Here is a 25,424-nt window from a genome sequence, read left to right on the forward strand (position 1 = left end):
ACCACTTAGCTGAGCGGATTGGTATTAATCAGTTTGTAGGTGATCACCGTAAGTTGCATTGTTCATGAAATCTAAGTAAACCTTCTCGGGCATTGGTTTGGCATAATAATATCCCTGTCCGTAATCGCAACCAGCAGCGAGTAGCTGCTTATGTTGCGCTTCGGTTTCGATACCTTCTGCTATGACCTTTAAACCTAGTTGATGAGCCATCATGATCATGGCTTCGCATAGGGCAAGATCATCAGCGCTATCGGCGATGCCATCTACAAATCGCTTATCTATTTTTATAAAGTCGGTGTCCATCTGCTTTAGATAAGCCAATGAAGAATAACCGGTCCCGAAATCATCAAGTGCCAATGCAAAGCCTTGTTTCGATAGTTGATTTAAGCGTGACTGAGTGCGTTGCTGTGCATTCATCATTAAGCCTTCAGTGATCTCAATGACAAATTGCTCAGCGTTTAAAGACAGCTCATCAAGGTGAGTTTTCCAATCGACTAAGCGGCTATGTTTAGAAGAAAACTGTATCGGTGAGACGTTGATACTCAGCTGTACTTGATGTTTTGCTGACATGAGTTTCTTTTGTGTTCGACAAGCTGAAGCAAAAATAAACTCGCCAATTTCTAAAATCAGTTGTGTCTCTTCAGCAAGTGGAATAAATACTGCGGGGCTAATGATGCCCTTACCAGGATGTTGCCACCTTATCAGGGCTTCCGCTTTGACGGCTTTTTGTGATGCCATGTCTACAATGGGTTGAAAGTACAATTCAAATTGTTGCTTTTGAATAGCGATGCGCAAATCTTTAAGCAGTTGCATACGTTGTTCAGTGGCTTGACGCATTTGAGCATCAAAAAAAGCAAATCCATTACGACCTTGTTTTTTAGCTAAATACATGGCTTGATCTGCGGCTTTGAGAAGCTGTCCACTGCTATTACCATCTTTAGGCGCTGCTGCAATGCCGATGCTCGCACTGATATGACAGGCTTCGTTATCTATGTAAATAGCTGGTTTTAGCAGAGTGAGTACTTGCTCGCTCACTTGCATTAAATGTTCATGTTGAGAGTTCTCAGAAATGACCAAAACAAACTCATCGCCTCCAATACGAGAAATTAGACTGCATTTACCTGTGAGTTGGTTGAGTCTATTAGCAACTTCTCTGAGTAGTTTGTCTCCATGGTAATGACCTAAACTGTCGTTAATATCTTTAAAGTGGTCAAGATCGAGTAGTAAAATTGCAAGTGATACATTTTCACTAAGTTGCTGCTTTAAGTGACGTTTCAATTCTAAGCGGTTGGCTAGCTCTGTGAGTTGGTCGAAATGTGTGCGCCGCCAAATTAATTCATCCTGACGCTTTTTCTCACTAATGTCGGTGAAGATTGCAACTCTTTGATAAGGATTACCATTACTATCATACACAGTGTTGATGGTGAGCCATTCGGTAAATAACTCCCCATTTTTACGCCTGTTGATAACTTCACCTTGCCATGCGCCTTTTGATTGGAGCTGTTGCCACATATCATCATAAAATTGCTTGGTATGCTTGCCTGAAGCCAATAAAGCTGTATTTTTGCCTAAAACTTCGGCTTTTGAGTAGCCGGTGACTTTTTCAAACGAAGGGTTCACATCGAGAATAGTGCCATTTTCATCAGTGATGGTCATTCCTTCACTTGAATTTTTATACACCATGGCAGCTAATTTCATCGCCTCTTCTTGCTCTTTGCGCGCAGTAATATCCCTAAGAACGACAATGGCTTGTTGATGGCTGTCTAAAAGGTTGGTGCGTGCTTCGAAGATATGCTGATTGCCATCTATCTGTGAAGTGAATTCAAACTGATTGATCTCTATGTCAGACGGTGTTTGAAGCACTTTGAGTAATTGATCACAACTTTGTTGAGGTATTAAGTCATTAATCTGTTTGGGGGGACGTGAAAACACAACATTCGATGCGAGTACTTTACCTTGCTTATCAATACGCAAATAAGTATCGGGTAGGGCTCGGATGAGGCTGGCTAATTCGGCATGTTTATGTGCCAGCGCGTTCTCAGCAGTTAGCCTTTGTGTTGCCATATTTTCAAAGTTTTCGGCGATATTTTTAAACTCTGGTGATAGGGCTGTCTGTTGCAAGCTAGTTTTGTTACCTTTTGCAAAGGCATCTAACGCATTTTGTAATGATTTCAAAGGCTGTAATAGGACCTTATTCAACTGGTTTCTAGCTTGCCAAAATAAGAGGAGCAGCGCTGCAATAAATAATACAAAGGTCAGACCGACTTTGCGATTTGCGGCAGCAATTGCATGTTCAAAAGGAATGGATATATGCAGCGTGAGTTGGTCATTGAGGCTGCTTTTGACAATGTGTTGTCTTAAGTAAATTCTGCGCTCTCCCGTTGGCACTTCAAATTGCACAATTCCTTTAAAGTCTATATCAGGCCAGTGTTCATTTGCTGTCTTACCGAGTTGAGCATAATCAAATGGATAGTTTGCGACAATATTATGATCAGCATCGGTAATTATGGCCTGAGAACGAGGAGGAAGAGTTAGCTGGCTAAGGCTTTGACTCCATTGCTCCAATAATTTAGCGACCACTAATATATGGGTTAAGCTGCCATTTTGGTCAAAAATGGGCATGGCAAAATTGACAGTCAAACGATGAATTGAACGATCAATTTGAAACTGACCAATGGTGAAGTGCTGGGTTTTCAAAGCCGTTTTAAAATAGCGCCTGTCCTTTATATTTATACGTTGGGTGCTGTTCTTAACTGTACAGAGTACATCTCCATTTAGATCTACCAAGCCAATATTAGCAATATTTGACGTAATTAAACTGGCATCTTTAAGTAGATTACTGCATTGGCCATTATCGGCTTTTAATAATTTATCATGCTTAGCTAATTGAGTAAGTAGCCTTTTGGTAGCGTTGATATCTGCACGTTGAAGCTGAGAGATCTGTAAAGCAAGGGCACGAGCTTGCTGCTCATGCTCTTTCAAAATATCCGAACGCTCTTCAAGTAATTGAAAGAGGATCACGGCTAAACCTGGTAAGCAAAGCAAAAAAAGTAAGCGATTAAAACGACGTGGTATTGATAAATTTAAAATAATAAAGCTCAGCTAATCACAGCAGCAAGACTCTTAAGTGTATAAAAAATCCAGTCTATCGCCAAGTTTAGCAATGAATTTTATGGTGATTCTTTGTACAGCACTCAGAAACGTTTTTTTTCATTTCATGGCTTGGCGCAAAGGCATTCTTGTGAAATCCTCACGATGCGAAAAATAGATGAATATTTTGTTATAAAAAAGTTTTACAACAGTCCTTTCTGGTTTTCTTAACCATTTCATAGGCTTTCAGCAAAGCCGCATTTTATCTGGGTTTTTTGAGATTTTCGACTTAGTTTTCGGCTTGACAAAAACGCACCTCAAGTCATAGACTGTGCAGTTGTGGGAAAAAGTGGTTTTTTGTGGATCAAATTGGATCTGAAGGGTTAAAAAGACGATAAGGTTGGTTGTTCCATGTTTTCAGGTGCAAGTGCGCTTAATTTGGATGATAAAGGTCGATTTGCGATACCAACTAAGTATCGTCAGCCGCTTTTGTCTGAAGAACAGGGGTCGCTAATTTGCACTATTGCGATTAATGAACCATGCCTTTGGTTATATCCTCGCAGCGAGTGGGATGAAATTGCCGCTCGACTTGTAAAGCTTTCCAGTATGAATCCTAGAGCTCGTCGACTGCAGCGAATGCTAGTCGGGCATGCCACTGAGTACCAATTAGATAAGAATGGCCGCATTTTACTTTCTCCGGCACTACGTAATTACGCAGGTCTGGGGAAAAAGATCATGCTAATTGGGCTATTAAATAAATTCGAGATTTGGGATGAGTCAAAATGGCATCAGCAGATGCAGCTTGATACTGAAATCGAACGTGCAGGTGACTTTGAGATGACCCCTGAATTTGAAAACTTTTCGCTTTAGCAAACAAAAAGGCTTACATAACGCATGACTGCGCAATTTACTCATGTATCAGTTTTGATGAATGAAACGTTAGACGCGTTAGATATCAAAGCCGATGGCACCTATATCGATGGCACATTTGGCCGAGGCGGCCATTCGGGTCAAATTTTAAGTCGTTTGGGCGAACAAGGCCGTTTACAGGCCATAGATCAAGATCCGCAGGCGATCGAAGCCTCTAAGAAATTTGCTGACGATACCCGTTTTAATATCGCACATACGCGTTTCTCAAACATTGAACAAGTCGCCACAGAAGCTGGTATTTTGGGGCAAGTTGACGGTATTTTATTAGATATCGGTGTTTCGTCTCCTCAGCTTGATGATGCCGATCGTGGTTTCAGCTTTATGAAAGATGGTCCACTTGATATGCGTATGGATCCCACGTCTGGTCGCAGTGCCGCGCAGTGGTTAGCCGAAGCTGAGCTTGAAGACATCGCGTTTGTGATCAAAAAATATGGTGAAGAAAAGTTTGGCCGTCGCATAGCGCATAAAATTGTTGAAACCCGCGATGAAACACCCATTACGACTACTAAGCAGTTAGCTGATTTAGTAGATGAAGCGGTACCTGTAAAAGACAAGCACAAACACCCTGCGACACGTACTTTCCAAGCTATTCGTATTTACATCAACAGTGAGTTAGAAGAAATTCAAACGGCATTACAAGCGTCACTGTCGGTATTAAAGCCTGGTGGTCGTTTAGTCGTGATTTCATTTCATTCGTTAGAAGATCGCATCGTTAAGCAGTTCATCAAAAAGCAAAGTAAAGGTGAAGCTGTCCCACGAGGTTTACCTTTAACAGAAGCGCAATTAAATAAAAACCTAACATTGAAAGCGTTGGGTAAAGCAATTAAACCAACAGCTGAAGAAATCGCTGCTAATCCTAGATCACGCAGCTCAGTATTGCGAGTAGCGCAAAAACTATAATGAATAAACCACAAAGCCGACAGCCTAAGCTGTTTAATGAGATATTTGCGGGCCTTTTAGCGAACAAGCTAACGGGCTTTTTGCTTGTTTGTATCTTTGCTTCGGCTTTGGGTGTTGTTCAGGTTACTTACCTATCTCGCCAACAAGTTATCCAACAAGACAAGTTGTTACAGCAGCGTGATGAATTGGACTTGCAGTGGCGTTATTTATTGGTTGAAGAAGAGTTCTATTCCCAACATGCGCGCATCGAAGAAGTCGCAACTACGCAATTGGAAATGAAGCGTCCAACCAGTAAAGATGAGCAAGTGGTGGTGTTGCCATGAAAAAAGCTAAAGCCAATAACTCAAAAACACTGATAACTTGGCGCTTCGCACTGGTATGCACTGTATTAGTCATGGTGTTCTTAACGTTGATGGCCCGTGCTGCATACTTGCAAGTGATCGAGCCTGATCATGCCCGTAAAGAAAGTGCAAAACGCACTGTGCGTGTAGAAACATTAAAAGTGCAACGCGGCATGATTTTCGACAGAAATGGTAAAGAGCTCGCTGTCAGTGTGCCTGTAGTGAGTGTGTATGCCGATCCGCTTGCACTCGATAAAGCGCTTGGTAAAAGAGTGCTTCGTGCTGCTCGTAAAAACAAAGAAGATCACAAAGCGCTGGCTGAAAATCAAGAAGAAATGACATACCGCAAGCAAGTGCGTTATGACAACGATATTCGCTGGCGTGAACTTGCCGACGTCTTACAAGTTGATAATGAAGAGATAGATGAACGTTTAAGAGATAATCCTGCACGTCGTTTCGTTTATTTGAAACGTCAGGTCACGCCTGCGGTTGCTAATTATATTAGTCAGTTAAAGTTGCCAGGTATTCACTTATTGGACGAATCAAAACGTTATTATCCAAGTGGTGAAGTCACCGCGCATGTTTTGGGCTTTACCAATATTGATGGCAAAGGCATCGAAGGCATCGAAAAGCTATTTGAGAATGCTCTAACGGGTGCAGAAGGAAAGAGAACGATTCGCAAAGATGCGCGAGGTCGTGAGATCCAAGTGCTATCTGAAGAGCAACGTGTTGAACCTGAAGATATTCAACTCAGTATCGACCTACGTATTCAGGCAATTGCCTATAAAGCGCTAAAAAGTGCAGTGCTGAGTTATCAAGCTACTTCAGGTTCTGCCATGGTTGTAGATGTGAAAACTGGCGAAGTACTTGCCATGGTAAATAGTCCAAGTTTCAACCCTAACGATATGCGTGATGCACATCCTTATAAACGAAGAAACCGTGCTATTACTGATTTATTTGAGCCCGGTTCAACACTTAAACCCCTAGCCGTATTAGCAGGGCTTGATCATGATGTGATAGAAGCTGATGACACCATCAATACCTTTCCGGGTTGGATGCGCCTTGGTGGCAGTCTAGTTAAAGATGAGCGTAATCACGGTGAAATGACACTCAGAGAAATTCTTAAAGTATCTTCGAACATGGGCGTGGCTAAAATTAGCCAAATGCTGCCTAAAGAATATCTCGTTGGCTTATACCAAAAAGTAGGGTTTGGTGAAGATACAGGTACTTTGATGGTGGGTGAGAGCAGTGGCTTGTTTTACCCAAATCGTCGTTGGTCTGATTTTGAAATTGCAACCTTATCATACGGCTATGCAGTCTCAGTGAGTACTGCGCAAGTAGCGCGTTTGTATGCCACATTTGGCGCAGGGGGCATTTCTCGTCCATTAACCATCTTAAAACAAGATACGCCGCCTGAAGGGGAGCGTCTATTCAAAGAAGAAGATGTTAAAGCGGTTGTAGGAATGATGGAGTCAGTGTTCGAAAAAGGTGGCACTGCGGCAAATGTTAAAGTCGATGGTTACCGTGCTGCGGGTAAAACCGGTACTTCTGAGAAAGCTGTCGCTGGCGGCTATGGGGATGAATATGTTGGTTACTTTGCCGGTGTAGCTCCTGTCTCTAACCCTCGATTAGCTGTGGTGGTGATGATAAACGAACCCGGTGGTGATGTTTACTATGGAGGCCAAACAGCAGGCCCAGCTTTTGCTGAAATTATGTCGAACGCATTACGTATTTTGAATGTAGCACCAGATAAAGGCCGCGTTGCTTATTTGTCGGAGAAAAAAGATGCACTTTAATTTATCTCACACATTAGCAGCGTTAAACATTGAACATTCAGGGGCAAATATCCCTACACAAACTGCTGACTTACAGCTCGATAGTCGTGCTGTGAAATCCGATGATGTATTTATTGCCATTAAAGGCCATGTAAGTAATGGCGAAAATTTTATTGCTGCGGCTTTTACCAATGGTGCTAGCTGTGCCTTGGTTGACGCCTCGGGGTTTGCTGCACTGGATCAAAGTTTAGGTTTGTTGATCCCTGTTGTAAATTTGGCTGAGCGCATCGCTGAAATTGCCAAAACTTATTATCAAAGTCCGACCGAGCGTTTAAAAGTAATTGGGGTAACAGGCACCAATGGTAAGTCAACCACGACAGCCATGATAGCAGCACTTTCAGATACCATTGATGTGCCCGCTGCGGTTGTAGGTACTTTAGGTTATGGCAAAGTAGATGAGTTAACGCCACTGCAAAATACCACACCGTCGGCTGTGGATTTACAACGTATTTTTGCAACTATTGTAGAACATAATAAACTTGCGGCCATCGAGGTTTCATCTCATGGCTTAGTTCAAGGCCGTGTAAAAGAAACACAATTCAGTACGGCGGTTTTTACCAATCTGTCTCGTGACCATTTAGATTATCACGGTGACATGCACAGTTATGCCGAAGCAAAGCGCTTGCTGTTTACAGATTGCATGCCAAAACACTGTGTTTTAAATCATGACGATGCAGTTGCCCAAAGCTGGATCGCACAATCTAGTTTTAGCAATCTAGTGGTATATGGCAAAAAACCAACGGCACACGACTTTTCTCAGTTTGTTTGGTTTGATGAGGTTGAATGCCATCAAACTGGTATTCGTGCAACGCTCTCCACTTCTTGGGGGGAAGCGACCATTAATGTACCGCTATTTGGTCAATTTAATCTTTACAACCTAGCTGCTGCGATGGCGGCACTCTTGGTTGAAGGGTATGACTTTAATGCCTTGTGTCACGCGGTTTCTTCTTTGAAGCCTGTTGCGGGTCGTATGCAGGCATTTTCGGTCGAAGGCAAGCCGGCGTGCGTGGTTGATTATGCGCACACCCCTGATGCGCTGGCTTTGGCGTTACAAGCACTTCAGCAACATGTACCTGGCCAAGTCACTTGTGTGTTTGGCTGTGGTGGCGATCGCGATAAAGGTAAGCGTCCTATGATGGCGCAAGCGGCTGAGCAAAACGCTGATAAGCTGGTGATCACCAGCGACAACCCGCGCAGTGAAAATCCCGATGATATTATCGCAGACGTTAAGGCTGGGCTCAGTCAACCTGAGTATGCTTATTGCCAACCTGACCGAGCTAAAGCCATTGCATATGCGGTAGAGCAAACATCTGCTTCAGGTGTTGTACTGGTAGCCGGCAAGGGACACGAAGATTATCAAATTATCGGTGATCAAACGATCACCTTCTGTGACAGAGCATGGGTAATGAAAATTTTAAAAGGGGATAAAGCATGATCACAATGGATTTTGCTTGGCTTACAGCCGTATTAAACACCCCAGTAAGTTGTGGCGAGAATTTATCTGTCAGCAATATCAATACCGACACCAGAACAATAAAAAATGATGAGGTGTTTTTAGCGCTGAAAGGGCCAAACTTTGACGGACATAAATTCGTTCAGCAAGCGTATGAAAAAGGCGCCGTAGCAGCGATTGTTGATAAACCAGTGGAATGCGATATTCCTCAGTTTGTGGTAGCCGATACCCGCTTGGCTTTAGGGCATATTGGTGCTGCCGTAATGGCACAAGTAGCGCCAAAAACCATTGCCATTACGGGTAGTGTGGGCAAAACGACAGTAAAAGAAATGTGCGCAGCGATTTTGTCACAAAAAGGCAAAGTACTGGCAACCAATGGCAACTTCAATAACGACATTGGTGTTCCGCTGACGTTAATTCGTTTGTCGGAAGATGATGAATATGCTGTGATTGAGCTCGGTGCCAATCATATTGGCGAGATTGCTTATACCACGCAAATGACCAAGCCAGACGTTGCGGCAATCTGTAATGTTGCACCAGCACACATTGAAGGTTTTGGTTCAATCGAAGGTGTGGCGCAAGCCAAAGGTGAGATTTTCTCTGGCTTAAATGAAAACGGCTGTGCAGTTTTTAACTGCGATATTAATCCTGAATATCGCCAGGTGTGGGATAGCAGCATGTTTGATAAGCGCATCAAACGCATTGCCACTCATGAACAGCTAGATATTTGGGCTGAACAAGTGACGCTAAACGACACCGCTCACGCGAGTTTTTTACTTTGTGACGGCGAGCAAAAAGTACCAGTAACACTTGCACTTCCAGGCGAACATAATGTGACCAACGCCTTGATTGCTGCGGCTCTCACAACTGAGCTTGGTGCTAGTTTAAGCGAGGTAGCATCATCACTTGAGAGCATGAGCGCGGTCAAAGGTCGAGTGAATCTTATTAAGGTTAATGAAAACCTAACCGTGGTTGATGATACCTATAATGCCAATGTGCGCTCGGTCAAAGCGGCAATCGATTTATTAACTAAAATGCCAGGCTATAAGGTATTTGCGTTAGGTGATATGGGCGAGCTTGGTGAGCATGCTCGTGAATACCATCAAGAAGTGGGTGAATATGCCAAACAGCAGGGTATTGATGCGTTATTTACCTTAGGGGTATTGAGTCGTTATAGCAGTGATGTGTTTGAAATTGCCGACAGGCATTTTTCGACACGCTCGCATTTATTGGCCGCAATTAATCAAACTTTAGCGGTGCAAAATGGTCCATGTACTGTGATAGTAAAAGGCTCTCGCAGTGCACGCATGGAATTACTAGTAGAAGAATTAATAACAACAAGTGGTGAACAAGCAGCCACAAATGGAGTATCAGCATGTTAGTGTGGTTGGCTGAATATTTAACCCAGTATTACAGTGGCTTTAACGTCTTTTCTTACCTAACGCTGCGTGCGATTTTAGGTATTTTAACCGCGTTATTGTTATCGCTTTATTTCGGTCCGATTTTGATCCGCGCACTACAGCGCATGCAAATTGGTCAAACGGTACGTGATGATGGTCCAGAGTCACATTTATCTAAGTCTGGTACGCCGACCATGGGTGGGGTGTTGATTTTAGGTGCCATTTTTACCAGCACCTTAATGTGGGGTGACTTAAGCAATAAATATGTGTGGGTGACACTCTTTGTTTTAGGTAGTTTGGGCGTTGTCGGTTTTGTCGATGATTATCGCAAAGTGATCCGCAAAGATTCAAAAGGTTTAATCGCTCGTTGGAAGTACTTTTGGCAGTCAGTGATCGCAATGACTGTGGCAAGCTTCTTATATTTCACTTCACTGGACCCAAATGAAACTGTACTGGTTGTACCTTTCCTAAAAGAAGTGATGCCACAGCTTGGTATTTTCTATTTAGTAATGAGCTACTTTGTGATTGTTGGTACGTCTAATGCGGTCAATCTCACAGACGGTCTTGATGGCTTGGCGATTGTACCGACTATTCTAGTTGCCGCTGCTTTAGCGATTATCGCCTATTTAACGGGTAATGCTAATTTCTCTGAATATTTACATCTACCACATTTACCACTGGCCAGTGAGCTGGTCGTTGTGTGTACCGCCATTGTTGGCGCAGGCTTAGGTTTTTTATGGTTTAACACCTATCCTGCACAAGTATTTATGGGCGATGTGGGTTCATTGGCGCTGGGTGGCGCGCTGGGTATTATTGCGATTTTAGTACGCCAAGAGCTAGTGTTATTGATTATGGGTGGTGTGTTTGTGATGGAGGCCCTGTCAGTCATTTTACAAGTTGGTTCTTACAAGCTTCGCGGCCAACGTATCTTTAGAATGGCACCCATTCACCATCATTATGAGTTAAAAGGTTGGCCAGAGCCACGTGTAATTGTGCGCTTTTGGATCATTTCGATTGTATTAGTACTCGCAGGATTGGCAACGCTGAAGATCAGATAAATGCAGTATTTAAACGAATTAAGAAATAAAAATATCACTGTGCTCGGACTGGGAATTACTGGTTTGGGCATTGTGCGTTTTTTATTGTCCCATGACATAACGCCGCGTGTGGTGGATAGTCGTGCAGTACCGCCTGGTTCTCAGTGGCTTGCTGATAATGCGCCTGATTGCGAAGCGGTATTCGGACCACTTGCGCAAGCAAGCCTACCGAGCGCTGATTTAATTATTATCAGCCCAGGTATTGCTCTGTTTGAGCAAAGTGTTGCAGAGGCAATAGCACATGGCGTTGAAGTTATTGGTGACATTGAATTGTTTGCACGTTTGAATACGAAACCTGTGATAGCTGTAACTGGCTCAAATGGTAAATCGACGGTGGTGAGCCTTGCTACTGAAGTGCTTACCCAAGCCGGTTATAAAGTGGGACTAGGTGGTAATATAGGCACAGCAGCACTCGATTTGCTTGAACAAAATTTCGATGTATTTGTATTGGAGCTATCAAGTTTTCAACTCGAAACCACGAAAAGCCTAGTTTGTACCAGTGCTATGATCTTAAATGTCACTGAAGATCATATGGATCGTTACCCAGATTTCGCCGCCTATTGCCAAGCGAAACAGCGTATTTATCAACATGCCCAGCATGTGGTGTTTAATGCTACAGATAACAATACATTGGCTAATGCAGGTGTTGGTGTGAGCGTGGCATTAGCGCAAGCAGATTATTGTCTGCAGACACATGAAGGCGATTTGTATTTCGCTGCACATCAACAACCTATCTTACCTGTCTCTAGTTTGACTATGGTAGGTAAACACAACCAGTTTAATGCGTTGGCTGTAATGGCATTACTTGAGCCACTTAACCTTGATAAAGCGGCATTTGCAGCAGCATTTAAAAATTTTACAGGCCTTGCGCATCGTTGTCAGTTAGTGGCTGATGTAGCAGGAGTTAAATACTTCAATGATTCTAAAGCAACCAATGTAGGCGCGACAGTCGCGGCACTAGAAAGCTTAACGGATGATGTAAACAAGATCGTGCTTATTGCCGGTGGTGATGCTAAAGGCGCTGATTTATCGCCTTTACGTGAGCCTTTGCAAGCAGCGTGTCGAGCCGTGATTTGTTTTGGTCAAGATGGTGCAAAGTTTTTGCCATTACATGAGCAAAGTCACCTTGTTGCTGATTTACAACACGCCATTTTAAAGGCGCAGTCACTGGCACAAAACGGTGATGCTGTCTTACTAGCACCGGCCTGTGCGAGCATTGATATGTTCCCAAATTATATGATTCGCGGCGAAGCTTTTTGTAAAGCCGTAGCGGAGCTTGCACCATGATGACGTTCGCTGAGCTAAGAATGCAACTCACACCAAAACAGTCAAATGCACTTTTTGATGTGCCTTTGATGTACGCCATGCTGTGTCTGATAGGCATTGGTTTTGTGATGGTAACCAGTGCTTCTATGCCAGTGGCTGAACGACTTTATAATAATCCTTATGGCATAGCGATGCGCCATGGGGTCTTCTTAGGACTTGGTTTTGTGCTCTTTTGGTTCAGCACCAGCGTGCCAATGAGTTGGTGGAAAAAGTGCAATCCGTATTTATTATTCTTCGGCTTATTTTTATTGTGCCTAGTTTTAGTCGTTGGTCGAGAAGTCAATGGCTCGAAACGTTGGATCCCCATTGGGCCGATAGGTTTTCAGGTCGCTGAAGCCGCCAAACTTTACTTTTTTAGCTACATTGCCGGTTACTTGGTTCGTAAGCGCGAAGAAGTTCAAGAAAACTTAAAAGGCTTTGCTAAGCCCATTGCAGTATTCGCGGTTTATGCATTGCTTATTTTGAAGCAACCTGATTTAGGCACCGTGGTGGTGATGTTCGTTACGACGGTGGGGTTACTATTTTTGGCGGGCGCTAAGTTATGGCAGTTTTTTATGCTGATCTTAACGGGGATCGGCTTGATAGTGGTACTCATCGTGTTCGAACCTTACCGCTGGCGACGTGTTACTGGCTTTTTAGATCCTTGGGATGATCCATTTGGTGCAGGCTATCAATTGGTCCAGTCTTTAATGGCTTATAGCCAAGGGGGTTGGTTTGGCCAAGGTTTAGGTAATAGTGTGCAGAAGTTGCAGTATCTACCCGAAGCGCACAATGACTTTATTTTTGCGGTTATCGCAGAAGAGTTAGGTTTTGTTGGTGTAACCAGTATCTTACTCTTGCTCGGTGTTTTGGTATTTAGAGCCTTATTAATCGGTCAGAAAGCCTTAAAGCATGGTAAGGAATATGAAGGCTATTTTGCGCTTGCCATTGGTATTTGGTTTGCGTTTCAAACCATGGTGAATATTGGGGCAAGCGCCGGCATTTTGCCAACCAAAGGCTTAACTTTGCCGTTTGTATCTTACGGCGGGTCGAGCTTTTTAATTATGGTGATTGCAGCCGGTGTGCTGCAGCGTATTGATTTTGAAACCAAGTTATCGAGCCGACAAGCAACGGCGAGGAGTGGGCGACGATGACAGCCAATAAACATTTAATGGTGGTTGCCGGTGGCACGGGTGGTCACATTTTCCCAGGTATCGCGGTTGCAGAGCATATGCAGCAACAAGGTTGGACAGTGTCTTGGGTAGGCACTGCCGACAGAATGGAAGCGCAATTAGTACCAAAGCACGGTTTCGAGATTGATTTTGTCGAAGTGCAAGGGGTGCGTGGTAACGGGATAACTCGTTTACTCAAAGCGCCATTTATGGTGCTAAAAGCCATTTTAGCAGCGAAGAAAATAATCAAACAGCGCAAGCCTGCGGTGATCTTAGCTATGGGCGGATACGTCACGGGCCCTGTTGGTATTGCCGCAAAATTATCTGGTGTGCCTTTGGTGATTCACGAGCAGAATGCAGTGGCTGGGTTTAGTAATAGGCTTTTGGCAAAAGTCGCTAATCAAGTGTTGGCAGCTTTTCCTAATGCCTTTGAAAATAATGCTGAAGTGGTTGGCAATCCGGTTCGAGCCAGTGTCAGTGCGATTGATAAAAAGTCACAGACAGAACAATTGAATGTGCTAGTTGTTGGCGGATCATTGGGTGCGCAAGTATTAAACGAGCGTTTGCCAGAGGTATTTTCGACATTGGCAAAAGACTTTTCGTTGAGTGTACGCCATCAAAGTGGGCGAAATAACCAAGATAAACTCAAAAGTGCTTATGTTGGTCGCGAATTTGATGCACAAGTTGATGAATTTATTCACGATATGGATGCAGCCTATGCATGGGCTGATTTAGTCATCTGCCGTGCAGGGGCTTTAACTGTGAGTGAAGTAGCAGCAGCTGGAAAAGCAGCTTTGTTTGTGCCATTACCTCATGCGGTTGACGATCATCAAACAGCGAATGCCCGTTATTTGGTAGATCAACAAGGTGGCTTACTGATGCCGCAACATGATTTTACGACTGAGCGATTAATTGAGTTATTAACACCGTATTTTGAACAGCCAAGTTTATTGTCTGAGATTGCTGATAAAGCAAAGCAGTTGGCGAAATTTGATGCCACCGAACGCGTCGCGAAGGTGTGTGGTGAGTTGGCAAAATAGATGAATTTAGAGAAAGAGACGCAAGTGAACGAAGCGAATAATCGAAGAGCAATGAGACGTATCAATACCATACATTTTATCGGTATTGGTGGTGCTGGTATGGGCGGTATTGCCGAGGTACTCGCCTATGAAGGTTATCGTATTACAGGCTCCGATATAGCACAAAACGCGATGACAGAGCGTTTGATTAAAGCGGGCGCTGAAGTCTTTATTGGTCATCACGAAAATAACATTAAAGATGCCAATGTGGTTGTGGTGTCTACAGCGATTGATGTCAATAACCCTGAGATAAAAGCAGCTAAAGCGGCACGCATTCCAATTGTTCGTCGTGCTGAAATGTTGGCTGAGCTCATGCGTTATCGTCATGGTATTGCCATTGCGGGTACGCATGGTAAAACAACGACAACCAGTTTGATCGCTAGCATTTTTGCTAAAGCAGAACTTGACCCCACGTTTGTCATCGGCGGCTTGCTCAATAGCGCGGGTACCAATGCTAAGTTAGGGAGCAGTGATTTTCTAATTGCTGAAGCCGATGAAAGTGATGCTTCTTTCTTACATCTACAGCCAATGGTATCGGTTGTCACCAATATCGAAGCGGATCATATGGATACCTACGAAGGTGACTTCGAGAAGATGAAGGATACCTATGTAGAGTTCATTCATAATTTACCGTTTTATGGCTTGGCTGTGGTGTGTATTGACTCGGACGTTGCCGCTGAGCTCATCCCTCGCTTTGCACGCCCAACCATTACTTATGGTGAGCACGACGCGGCAGATTATCGTTTAGTGGACTTCAAGCAAACGGTAAACAGCAGTGAATTTAAAGTTGTGACTAAGTCAGGCGAAGAGATCGCCGTACATTTAAATATGCCAGGTAAACACAACGCGCTGAACGCGACTGCAGCGATTGCCGTGGCGAAAGATCACAATATCAGCAATGCTGCGATTTTAGCTGCACTCACAGAGTTTGAAGGTATTGGTCGCCGTTTCCAACATTACGGTACATTTGAGAATGAACAAGGTAATGTGATGCTGGTTGATGATTATGGTCATCACCCATCAGAAGTTGATGTCACCATTGAGGCTGCAAAAGCAGGCTGGCCTGAGCGTCGATTAGTGATGATTTATCAGCCGCATCGTTTTACACGTACTCGTGACTTATATGAAGACTTTGTCAAAGTACTCTCTAAAGTTGATCAACTTATTTTGTTAGATGTATACAGTGCTGGCGAAGCACCTATTGTAGGTGCTGATAGTAAGAGTTTATGCCGTAGCTTACGTCAAAGAGGTGTAGAGCCAATTCATGTTGCAGACAATGAAGAATTGGGCAAAGTTCTTTCGAATGTTTTACAAGACAGCGACCTTGTGATCACGCAAGGTGCCGGCAACATCGGTCAGATCGTTAAGAAGTTGGCAGCAACCGAAATGTCACTCGCTGCGTTAAAAGGTGAATCATGAAACAGTTTGGTAAAGTAGCAGTATTACTAGGCGGAACGTCTGCTGAACGTGAAGTGTCATTAAACTCAGGCAATGCCGTGTTGAATGCTCTGATTGCAGCTGGCGTTGATGCGTTTGCGTTTGACCCAGCAGAACGTGCGCTTTCAGAGTTAAAGGCTTCAGGCGTTGATCGTGTATTTATCGCTTTGCATGGTCGTGGTGGCGAAGATGGTACCATCCAAGGTGCGCTTGAATTTATGGGTATTCCTTACACGGGAAGTGGCGTATTAGGCAGTGCATTGGCAATGGATAAAATTCGCTGTAAGCAGCTGTTCCAGTCAGCACAATTAAGCACTGCGGCATTTGCGGTTGTTGATGCGAAAGCGGGTTTTGATGCAGCCAACATTATTAATGAGTTTGGCAAGGTCATGGTGAAGCCAAGCCATGAAGGCTCAAGCATTGGTATGGCTCAAGCCGAAACGGCAGAGCAATTAACCGACGCCTTAAATAATGCCTTTAAGTATGACGACCAAGTGTTAGTTGAACAGTGGATCACCGGCCGTGAGTTTACTGTTGCCATGTTAGGCAATGAAGCATTGCCTGTTATTGAAATGGTAACTCCGCGCGGCTTTTATGACTACGAGGCCAAATACAAAGTAAATAGTACTGAATACCACTGCCCAGCGGCATTGAGTGACGCCCATACGCAGCAATTGCAAATTATGGCAACGCATGCTTTTGCTTTAGTTGGTGCGCAAGGCTGGGGTCGTGTTGATGCAATGCAAGATGAAAATGGTCAATTTTACTTATTAGAAGTGAATACTGTGCCGGGCATGACAGAGAAATCTTTGGTGCCTATGGCGGCCAAAGCTGTTGGCGTAACTTTTGAGCAATTAGTTGTTCGCATTTTGGAGCAAACGCTTTAATATGCGTGCTCTTTTTGAGAAAGCTCAAGTAGTTAATTCACAGCTCAATTGGCAAAAGATATTGAGTGTGGGCTTTTTCGTATTAGTGGCTGGCTTATTGGTTCGCGGTGGCTACTGGGTATCTGATTGGTTGGTTGAAAACCAAGATGCACAAATAAAGAAAATAGTGGTGTTAGGCAAACCTAAATACACCACTGACAAAGAGGTCGTCGCTGCTATTAAACAGGTTGATTTAAGTAGTTATTTTCAACTGAATGTGAAAGCAGTGCAGCGTTCGGTGCAGGGTTTACCTTGGGTAGCAACGGTATCGGTGAGAAAACAATGGCCTGACGAATTACAGGTTTACATTGTTGAGCACAAACCCGTGGCCATTTGGAACAGCGACCTGTTGTTAAATGCCAAAGGCCAAGTGTTTCAGGCAGACAACGAAACCTTACAGGCTCACTTGCCCCAGCTATACGGGCCGGAAGGCAGTGAGCTAGAAGCCTGGCAAGCATTCTTACAGTTTAAAGATATGCTGGCAGTAAATGATTTTAATTTGGTGAGTTTAGCGCTGTCTGAGCGTTTTGCTTGGCAACTATGGCTTGAAGATGGCGTGCGACTTAATCTCGGACGCGAAGAAAAAGCCAAACGAGTACAAAGATTTATAGACGTGTATCCGAGTATGCAAATCCCAGAGGGAGGCGTACTTGATACGGTAGATTTAAGGTATGACACCGGCCTTGCGGTGAGCTGGAAGTTTCCAGCACAAACAGAACAACAAAATAAGAGTGAAGCATGACTAAGTCAGTAGAAAGAAACTTAGTAATCGGCCTCGATGTTGGTACCTCAAAAGTGGTAGCAACAGTAGGTGAGATAACAGCAGACAATCAGCTCAGTATCGTTGGCGTGGGGTGTCAGGAATCTCATGGAATGGATAAGGGAGGAGTAAACGATCTCAACCTGGTTTCTGATTCCATTCGCCGCGCAGTCGACGAAGCCGAATTAATGGCTGATTGCCGAATAGGTTCAGTTTACCTTGGTATTTCAGGTAAGCACATTCAGTGTCAAAACGAGAGTGGTGTTGTTGCGATTAATAACGCAGAAGTGACTGAAGACGATATGGACAATGTGATGCATATTGCCCGTTCAGTGCCTATTTCTGCAGAACGCAAAATGCTTCATTCATTGGCGCAAGAATATAGCATCGATATGCAAGAGGGCATTAAAAACCCACTTGGCATGAGTGGTGTGCGTATGGAAGCGAAAGCTCACATCATCACCTGCTCAAATGATATGGCCAAAAATATAGAGAAGTGTGTTGAGCGTTGCGGTCTTCAAGTGGACCAATTAACGTTTGGCGCATTGGCATCAAGCTATGCGGTTTTAACTGATGATGAAAAAGAGTTAGGCGTCGCAGTGCTTGATATCGGTGGTGGTACCATGGACTTAGCCATTTATGTCAATGGTGCATTGCGCCATACCGCAGTGATCCCAGTGGCAGGTAACCAAGTCACGGGCGACATAGCTAAGATTTTCAGAACGCCAATTTCTCATGCTGAGTCGCTAAAAGTGCAATATGCTTGCGCTAGCAGCCAAATGGCAAGCAGTGAAGAAACCATTGAAGTGCCAAGTGTTGGTGGCCGTCCAGCGCGATTAATGTCGCGCCATACATTATCTGAAGTGGTTGAGCCAAGATTCAGAGAATTATTTGAACTGGCGTTAGAAGAAATTCGCCGTTCTGGTTTTGAAGATCAAATAGCCGCAGGTTTAGTTGTAACAGGCGGTACTGCAAAGATGGCTGGCGCATTAGAAGTGGCTGAAGATATCTGCCAAATGCCAGTTAGAATAGGTAAACCTGTAAATATCACAGGTTTAACAGATTATGTTGACGATCCTGCATATGCAACAGCCGTAGGTTTGTTACAATACGGTCGTTCTCTACACTCGGTTAATGCACAAAAGTCGAGAGTAGATACGGACGTGAGTTGGTGGAGCCGCGTATCAAAGTGGTTCCAAGGTGAGTTTTAAACTCGAGTCGGAGAGTGAATGATGTTTGATATTATGGAACAACACAGCGAAGAAGCTGTGATCAAAGTGATTGGTGTTGGTGGCGGCGGCGGTAACGCTGTTGAGCACATGGTAAAACAAGAAATCGAAGGTGTGCGATTTATTGCTGCTAACACAGACGCGCAAGCGTTACGTAAATCATCTGCAGATGTAACGGTACAACTAGGTACGCAAATTACATCCGGTCTAGGTGCGGGTGCAAACCCAGAAGTAGGTCGTAAGTCTGCGGAAGAAGATATTGAAACGATCAAAGAAGCGTTAGATGGCGCTGATATGGTTTTTATCGCTGCCGGTATGGGCGGTGGTACAGGCACGGGTGCAGCGCCTGTTGTTGCGCGCGTAGCAAAAGATTTAGGTATTTTGACTGTAGCAGTGGTAACACGTCCGTTTGACCTTGAAGGTAAAAAGCGTATGGCTGCAGCTGATCAAGGTATCAGTGAGTTGTCAGAAATTGTAGATTCACTTATTACAATTCCTAACAACAAATTACTTAAGGTTTTAGGTAAAGGCACTACACTGTTAGACGCATTCGCGAAGGCGAACGACGTACTATACGGTGCGGTACAAGGTATTGCTGAACTTATTACCCGTTCAGGTCTTATCAACGTGGATTTCGCAGACGTACGTACAGTTATGTCGGCAATGGGCACTGCAATGATGGGTACAGCGTCAGCGTCTGGTCCAGATCGTGCGCAAGAAGCAGCAGAAGCGGCTATCTCAAGCCCACTATTAGAAGACGTCGATTTAACCGGTGCAAAAGGTATTTTGGTTAATATCACAGCAGGTATGGATATCACCATCGAAGAGTTTGAAGTGGTTGGTAACCATGTTAAAGCATTAGCGTCTGAAAACGCGACTGTGGTAGTCGGTGCAGTAATCGACCCAGAAATGAGTGATGAGCTCCGTGTAACCGTTGTTGCAACTGGTTTAGGTGGCGACCGTCGTCCTCAGTTTGGCATTATTGATAACGGTATGCAGCAGGTTTCAGGTAGTGATGCGCAAAGTGCTGCGCCTGCATCAAGCCAGCCAGGTATGTTTGTACCAAGCTTTACGCAAACGAGCACTGAGCAGCCGACAAGTGCACCGGAGCAAACGCAGACTCAAGCGACTCAAGCTCCTAAGACACCGGCTTCTGAGAATAAGCCAGCGGCATCTGGTGAGACTGAAAAAGGCGATTACTTTGATATTCCTGCCTTTTTACGTAAACAGTCTGACTAACAAACTGGTTACATATTAAACGATTGGCAGCTGGTCGTATCTGTGATACAATCCGCGGTCCAAGTGACATGAATAGGCGAAGTTATGATTAGACAACGTACAATTGCTGAAGTTGTTAAAGCGACAGGTGTCGGTCTACATAAAGGTGAAAAGGTTACCATTACTCTCCGACCAGCGAGCGAGAATACCGGTGTTGTATTCCGTCGTGTCGACCTTGATCCTGTTGTTGATTTTGAAACTACACCAGAAGCTGTTGGCGATACGCAGTTATGTACATGTTTGACTAACAAAGATGGTGTGCGTTTATCGACCACAGAGCATCTTATTGCCGCTGTTGCTGCACTGGGTATTGATAACCTTGTTGTTGAATTAGATAGTGCTGAAGTACCGATTATGGACGGCAGTGCATTACCGTTCATTTATTTATTACAAAAAGGCGGTATCAAAGAGCAGCAAGTTGCTAAACGTTTTATTCGTATTAAAGAAACTGTACGCGTTGAAGACGGTGATAAGTGGGCAGAAATTACCCCTTACGATGGTTTCCACATTGATTTTGAGATTGACTTTGATCATCCAGCAATCAATGACAGCCGTCAGCGTATCGGTCTTGATATTACGGCACAAAGCTTTACTGAAGAAATCAGTCGCGCACGTACGTTTGGTTTTATGAAAGACATCGAGTATATGCATGCCAACAACCTAGCGTTAGGTGGTAGCATGGATAACGCGGTTGTTTTAGATGAGTACAAAGTACTTAATCCGAACGGTTTACGATACGATGATGAGTTTGTAAAACATAAGATCTTAGATTGTGTGGGCGACATGTTTATGGCTGGCCATAACATTCTAGGTAAGATCACCTGTTACAAGTCAGGTCACGGTCTAAATAATAAACTGCTACGTCAAATTATGGCGACTGAATCAGCGTGGGAATGGGCAACATTTGAAGAGCCAATTCATATGCCTGCACCAGGTATGGAGCTTGCGAAAGCTTAATACAGATTAATTATAAAAAATGACGCTTTTTAGCGTCATTTTTTTTGCTTGTTTTTTGCCGCGTGGGTTGCGAGCTTGAGTAGTTTTGCTTGTAAACTCGGCGGTGCATGCGCTGCAAGCTCTGTTAATTGTTCTGCAGTGCTTTCGCTCATGGTTCGACTACTTTTTTGTGTCTTGAAGCTAGGTTTGGGCTCACTTAATCTTAACTGTGCATCGGGGTTAGAAGTGACTTTCACTTGTCCGCATTCAGCAAACCCGTTTTGTCTAAGGTGAGACAAAATATCTAGTTTCAGATAGTTAAGTCGAGTTGCTAATGTGGCAGAAACGGCTTCAATCACTAAAGTGCCATCTCGGTAATTTGCCACGCGGCACTTTTTACTCAATATAGGACCCAGCGCTTTATCAAGCTCTGCTTGTAAAACTTGCAGACTATCGGTTTTTGCACCGAATTGGGTGATCTTGTTAGACCATTTGCCCATCAATTCATCTATGGATTTTGGATCATAGCGATTTTTAGCCATACAACAGATACCACTTCAAAATTAACTTACCCAAGTATACCAGCATAACGACAGACGAGAAGTGATTCTTGTCAGTGAAAATGCTTGAAATTTATGCCTGTCGTCACCATATAAAGAGAATTACCAGTTGGACCATCTTGCGGAACAAATGAATTGCCAAGGCTTTTTTGCTTGATTGCATTTCAAAGGTTTGCAGACAGCGTGAGTCTGGTATGATAGGGGCAATTTTATATTCGGCATTCAGTAGGGCTTGATTGCTTTTACTGCCAACAGGACGCAGGGTGGCCATTGATATCCAATGCTAAAAGTGGATATGCGGTCAGCCATCACTAGAGTGAAATGGTTTAAACATGATAGCGAACATTTTTACCAAAATTTTTGGTAGTCGTAACGACCGAACGATTAAAAAACTAAGAAAGACGGTCGCATTAATTAATGCATTAGAAGAACAACTTAGCGCACTTTCTGATGAAGAATTAAAAGCAAAAACAGCAGATTTCAGAGCGCGTTATGAGCAAGGCACTAGCCTTGACGATTTATTGCCAGAAGCATTTGCGACGGTACGTGAAGCTTCAAAACGTGTCTATGGCATGCGTCATTTCGATGTACAGATGATCGGTGGTATGGTGTTGCACCAAGGTCGCATTTCAGAAATGCGTACCGGTGAAGGTAAAACGCTTACAGCGACTCTACCTGCCTACTTGAATGGTTTAACAGGTAAAGGTGTTCACGTTATTACGGTGAATGATTACCTAGCAAAACGTGATGCCGAAACAAACCGCCCGCTATTTGAATTCCTAGGCTTAACTGTTGGCTGTAATGTGCCTGGTATGATGCCAGATGCGAAGAAGCAAGCGTATGCTGCAGACATCACATATGGTACGAACAACGAATTTGGTTTCGACTACCTGCGTGACAACATGGCATTTAGCATTGAAGAGCGTGTACAACGTCCACTGCACTTTGCGGTTGTGGATGAGGTTGACTCAATCCTAATCGATGAAGCACGTACGCCGCTTATCATCTCTGGTCCTGCTGAAGATAGTTCTGAACTTTACGCTCGTATTAACACCATAGTGCCATCACTGACTCTGCAAGAGAAAGAAGATGAAGAAGGCGTTGAAGGTGACGGTGATTACACGCTTGATGAAAAATCAAAGCAAGTACATCTTACAGAACGTGGTCAGTTAAAAGTTGAAGAGCTTCTTACTGAAAATGGCCTGATTGAAGAAGGTGACTCACTGTATTCTGCAGGTAATATTTCGCTTTTAAGCCATGTATATGCAGCACTTCGTGCACATAAGCTATATCAAAAAGACGTAGACTACGTTGTAAAAGACAACGAAGTTATCATCGTTGATGAGCACACAGGTCGTACAATGGAAGGTCGTCGTTGGTCTGAAGGCTTACACCAAGCTGTTGAAGCGAAAGAAGGTGTGCGCATTCAAAACGAAAACCAAACACTTGCGTCTATTACTTTCCAGAACTACTTCCGTATTTACGAAAAACTATCTGGTATGACAGGTACTGCGGATACTGAAGCGTTCGAGTTCCAGTCAATTTATGGTCTAGACACTGTTGTTATTCCAACTAACCGCCCGATGATCCGTGATGATCGTGCTGATTTAGTTTACTTAACTCAAGATGAAAAGTTTGAAGCCATTCTTGCAGACATTAAAGACTGTCAAGAACGTGGTCAGCCAGTACTCGTGGGTACGATTTCAATCGAAAGTTCAGAATACTTATCTCAGTTCTTACGTAAAGAAAAAATCGAACACAACGTACTGAATGCGAAATTCCACGCCCAAGAAGCAGACATCGTTGCTGATGCAGGTTTACCGGGTAAAGTGACTATCGCAACTAACATGGCAGGTCGTGGTACCGATATCGTATTAGGTGGTAACTGGCAGAGCGAAGTGGCTAAGCTAGAAAACCCTTCTGAAGAACAAATCGCTGAAATTAAAGCGAAGTGGCAAGAAACTCACGATGCTGTTATTGCGGCAGGTGGTCTTCATATCATTGGTACAGAGCGTCACGAATCTCGTCGTATCGATAACCAGCTACGTGGTCGTTCTGGTCGTCAAGGTGATGCAGGTTCAAGCCGTTTCTATCTATCAATGGATGACGCGCTAATGCGTATCTTCGCAGGTGAGCGCATGACAAACATGATGCGTAAGCTAGGTATGCAACGTGGTGAAGCAATTGAGCACCCTTGGGTTAACCGTGCAATTGAAAACGCACAACGTAAAGTAGAAGCACGTAACTTCGACATTCGTAAACAGTTACTTGAGTACGATGATGTTGCAAATGACCAGCGTCGAGTTGTGTACGAGCAGCGTAACGAGTTACTTGAAGAAGGCGATATTTCAGAAACAATTACAGCTATCCGCAGCGATGTTGTGAATGGCATGATTGATCAATACATCCCGCCGCAAAGCTTAGCTGAAATGTGGGATATTCCTGCACTTGAAGAGCGTATTAAAGCTGACTTCTTAATTGAACTGCCAATTTCTCAGTGGCTGGCTGATGATGACAAGCTTTACGAAGAGACATTACGTGAGCGTATCACTGAAGAGATCGACAGCGCATACAAGCAAAAAGAATTGATGGTAGGCCCAGATGTACTTCGTCATTTCGAAAAAGCAGTGATGCTACAAAGCTTAGATCAACATTGGAAAGATCACTTAGCTGCAATGGACCATCTTCGTCAGGGTATCCACTTACGTGGCTATGCTCAGAAGAATCCGAAGCAAGAATATAAGCGTGAGTCTTTCGAGTTATTCTCTGCAATGCTTGAAAACCTTAAAACTGACGTAGTGGGAATTCTTGCGAAAGTACAAGTTCGTGCAGAAGAAGATGTTGAGAAAGTAGAAGAGCAACACCGTCGTGCAGAGCAAGCTCCGCGTGAATATCAGCATGCTGAAGCTGAGCATGTTGGTGGTGACGTACCTGAAGGTGCAGTTGTGGCTTCACGCACAGAGCCAAAAGTTGGCCGTAATGAGCCTTGTCCTTGTGGTTCAGGTAAAAAGTTTAAGCAGTGTTGTGGCAAGTTAAAATAATCACACACGCGTAAATTATTAAAAAGCGACTTTATAGTCGCTTTTTTTATCGGAGAAGAAAATGACAAAGAAAGTAGTCGAAGTCGCGGTTGGCGTAATAAAGCGTGATGAGCACATATTTATTACTAAGCGTGATGAGTCTCAACATCAAGGTGGTCTTTGGGAATTCCCTGGCGGTAAAATTGAAGCAGGTGAATCAGTCACTGAAGCGCTGACGAGAGAATTAAAAGAAGAAGTGAATATCGACGTGCATAGTTCACAAAGTTTGCTAGATATTGAACATGACTATGGTGATAAGTGTGTGAAGTTGTTTATTCATATCGTTGACGACTTCTCTGGCGAGGCAACTGGACTCGAAGGGCAGGCATCACAGTGGGTTGCAATCAATGATCTGAACAATTGGGCGTTTCCTGCTGCAAATGTTGCCATTATTGATGCGTTACAAAAACAGTAACTAGCTAATAAAAGAGTGATGGCTTCAGCGTTTTGAATTGACAGTAGCAAGAAAGCGCTTTTATAAAAAAGTGGCTAAATAATACTGCTTCTGAGAGCTAAAAAGTCAGATATAACCGTAATTTAATAAAATTTAATTTATCTAAACCCGCGAAATTGCGGGTTTTTTTATTTTATGAGCTGTTCATGGAAAATATTTGAT

Annotated in this window: 20 protein-coding genes; 18 read left to right on the plus strand and 2 right to left on the minus strand. The window is 43.8% G+C overall.

The annotated features are described in order from the left end of the window. Positions 1-24: 24 nt before the first annotated feature. The gene (locus tag PP2015_RS01830; RefSeq protein WP_227009200.1) at positions 25-3,021 is read right to left on the minus strand and encodes an EAL domain-containing protein; all 2,997 of its coding nucleotides are present in this window, start codon (positions 3,019-3,021) and stop codon (positions 25-27) included. 480 nt (positions 3,022-3,501) lie between these two features. On the opposite strand from PP2015_RS01830, the gene mraZ reads away from it, so the two are divergent. The 16 genes from mraZ (at position 3,502) to lpxC (ending at position 21,189) form a co-directional block, all read left to right on the plus strand. Beyond that, entirely contained in the window at positions 3,502-3,960 is a 459-nt protein-coding gene (gene mraZ, locus PP2015_RS01835; protein ID WP_058028651.1) for a division/cell wall cluster transcriptional repressor MraZ, read from the plus strand. Between the two features lie 24 nt (positions 3,961-3,984). Continuing rightward, positions 3,985-4,920: a 16S rRNA (cytosine(1402)-N(4))-methyltransferase RsmH gene (gene rsmH / locus PP2015_RS01840; RefSeq protein ID WP_058028652.1), complete on the plus strand. Its 936-nt coding sequence runs from the start codon at positions 3,985-3,987 to the stop codon at positions 4,918-4,920. Then, on the plus strand, positions 4,920-5,243 hold the full coding sequence (gene ftsL / locus PP2015_RS01845; protein ID WP_058028653.1) for a cell division protein FtsL: 324 nt from the start codon (positions 4,920-4,922) through the stop codon (positions 5,241-5,243). Before rsmH ends, ftsL begins: the two co-directional genes overlap by 1 nt. Further along, the gene (locus PP2015_RS01850; RefSeq protein WP_058028654.1) at positions 5,240-7,057 is read left to right on the plus strand and encodes a peptidoglycan D,D-transpeptidase FtsI family protein; all 1,818 of its coding nucleotides are present in this window, start codon (positions 5,240-5,242) and stop codon (positions 7,055-7,057) included. Before ftsL ends, PP2015_RS01850 begins: the two co-directional genes overlap by 4 nt. After that, positions 7,047-8,531, plus strand: a complete 1,485-nt coding sequence (locus tag PP2015_RS01855; protein WP_058028655.1) for a UDP-N-acetylmuramoyl-L-alanyl-D-glutamate--2,6-diaminopimelate ligase — start codon at positions 7,047-7,049, stop codon at positions 8,529-8,531. Before PP2015_RS01850 ends, PP2015_RS01855 begins: the two co-directional genes overlap by 11 nt. Further along, complete coding sequence (locus PP2015_RS01860) at positions 8,528-9,931, plus strand: UDP-N-acetylmuramoyl-tripeptide--D-alanyl-D-alanine ligase (protein WP_058028656.1); 1,404 nt, start codon at positions 8,528-8,530, stop codon at positions 9,929-9,931. The genes PP2015_RS01855 and PP2015_RS01860 overlap by 4 nt, the downstream gene beginning before the upstream one ends. After that, positions 9,925-11,007 carry a phospho-N-acetylmuramoyl-pentapeptide-transferase gene (gene mraY, locus PP2015_RS01865; protein ID WP_058028657.1) on the plus strand — a complete coding sequence of 361 codons (1,083 nt, stop codon included), beginning with the start codon at positions 9,925-9,927 and terminating at the stop codon, positions 11,005-11,007. The genes PP2015_RS01860 and mraY overlap by 7 nt, the downstream gene beginning before the upstream one ends. Then, positions 11,008-12,333, plus strand: a complete 1,326-nt coding sequence (gene murD / locus PP2015_RS01870) for a UDP-N-acetylmuramoyl-L-alanine--D-glutamate ligase (protein WP_058028658.1) — start codon at positions 11,008-11,010, stop codon at positions 12,331-12,333. Then, complete coding sequence (gene ftsW, locus PP2015_RS01875; RefSeq protein WP_405127330.1) at positions 12,333-13,505, plus strand: cell division protein FtsW; 1,173 nt, start codon at positions 12,333-12,335, stop codon at positions 13,503-13,505. The genes murD and ftsW overlap by 1 nt, the downstream gene beginning before the upstream one ends. Then, a complete protein-coding gene (murG, locus tag PP2015_RS01880; protein ID WP_058028660.1) occupies positions 13,502-14,563 on the plus strand; it encodes an undecaprenyldiphospho-muramoylpentapeptide beta-N-acetylglucosaminyltransferase in 1,062 nt (353 codons plus the stop codon). Before ftsW ends, murG begins: the two co-directional genes overlap by 4 nt. Then, complete coding sequence (gene murC / locus PP2015_RS01885; RefSeq protein WP_058028661.1) at positions 14,564-16,021, plus strand: UDP-N-acetylmuramate--L-alanine ligase; 1,458 nt, start codon at positions 14,564-14,566, stop codon at positions 16,019-16,021. Next, on the plus strand, positions 16,018-16,926 hold the full coding sequence (locus PP2015_RS01890) for a D-alanine--D-alanine ligase (RefSeq protein ID WP_058028662.1): 909 nt from the start codon (positions 16,018-16,020) through the stop codon (positions 16,924-16,926). Before murC ends, PP2015_RS01890 begins: the two co-directional genes overlap by 4 nt. Position 16,927: 1 nt before the next feature. After that, positions 16,928-17,707, plus strand: a complete 780-nt coding sequence (locus PP2015_RS01895) for a cell division protein FtsQ/DivIB (protein WP_058028663.1) — start codon at positions 16,928-16,930, stop codon at positions 17,705-17,707. Then, positions 17,704-18,936: a cell division protein FtsA gene (ftsA, locus tag PP2015_RS01900; RefSeq protein WP_058028664.1), complete on the plus strand. Its 1,233-nt coding sequence runs from the start codon at positions 17,704-17,706 to the stop codon at positions 18,934-18,936. The genes PP2015_RS01895 and ftsA overlap by 4 nt, the downstream gene beginning before the upstream one ends. 21 nt (positions 18,937-18,957) lie before the next feature. Beyond that, entirely contained in the window at positions 18,958-20,193 is a 1,236-nt protein-coding gene (ftsZ, locus tag PP2015_RS01905; RefSeq protein ID WP_058031515.1) for a cell division protein FtsZ, read from the plus strand. 84 nt (positions 20,194-20,277) lie between these two features. Beyond that, positions 20,278-21,189: a UDP-3-O-acyl-N-acetylglucosamine deacetylase gene (gene lpxC, locus PP2015_RS01910; protein WP_058028665.1), complete on the plus strand. Its 912-nt coding sequence runs from the start codon at positions 20,278-20,280 to the stop codon at positions 21,187-21,189. 35 nt (positions 21,190-21,224) lie between these two features. On the opposite strand, the gene PP2015_RS01915 is transcribed toward lpxC, so the two are convergent. Further along, a complete protein-coding gene (locus tag PP2015_RS01915; RefSeq protein WP_058028666.1) occupies positions 21,225-21,710 on the minus strand; it encodes a DUF721 domain-containing protein in 486 nt (161 codons plus the stop codon). A gap of 350 nt (positions 21,711-22,060) precedes the next feature. On the opposite strand from PP2015_RS01915, the gene secA reads away from it, so the two are divergent. Both secA and mutT read left to right on the plus strand, forming a co-directional pair. Continuing rightward, positions 22,061-24,769: a preprotein translocase subunit SecA gene (gene secA / locus PP2015_RS01925; RefSeq protein WP_058028668.1), complete on the plus strand. Its 2,709-nt coding sequence runs from the start codon at positions 22,061-22,063 to the stop codon at positions 24,767-24,769. 61 nt (positions 24,770-24,830) lie between these two features. Further along, positions 24,831-25,223 carry an 8-oxo-dGTP diphosphatase MutT gene (gene mutT / locus PP2015_RS01930; RefSeq protein ID WP_058028669.1) on the plus strand — a complete coding sequence of 131 codons (393 nt, stop codon included), beginning with the start codon at positions 24,831-24,833 and terminating at the stop codon, positions 25,221-25,223. Positions 25,224-25,424: the final 201 nt, after the last annotated feature.

It is taken from the genome of Pseudoalteromonas phenolica, from assembly GCF_001444405.1.
Lineage (GTDB): Bacteria > Pseudomonadota > Gammaproteobacteria > Enterobacterales > Alteromonadaceae > Pseudoalteromonas > Pseudoalteromonas phenolica.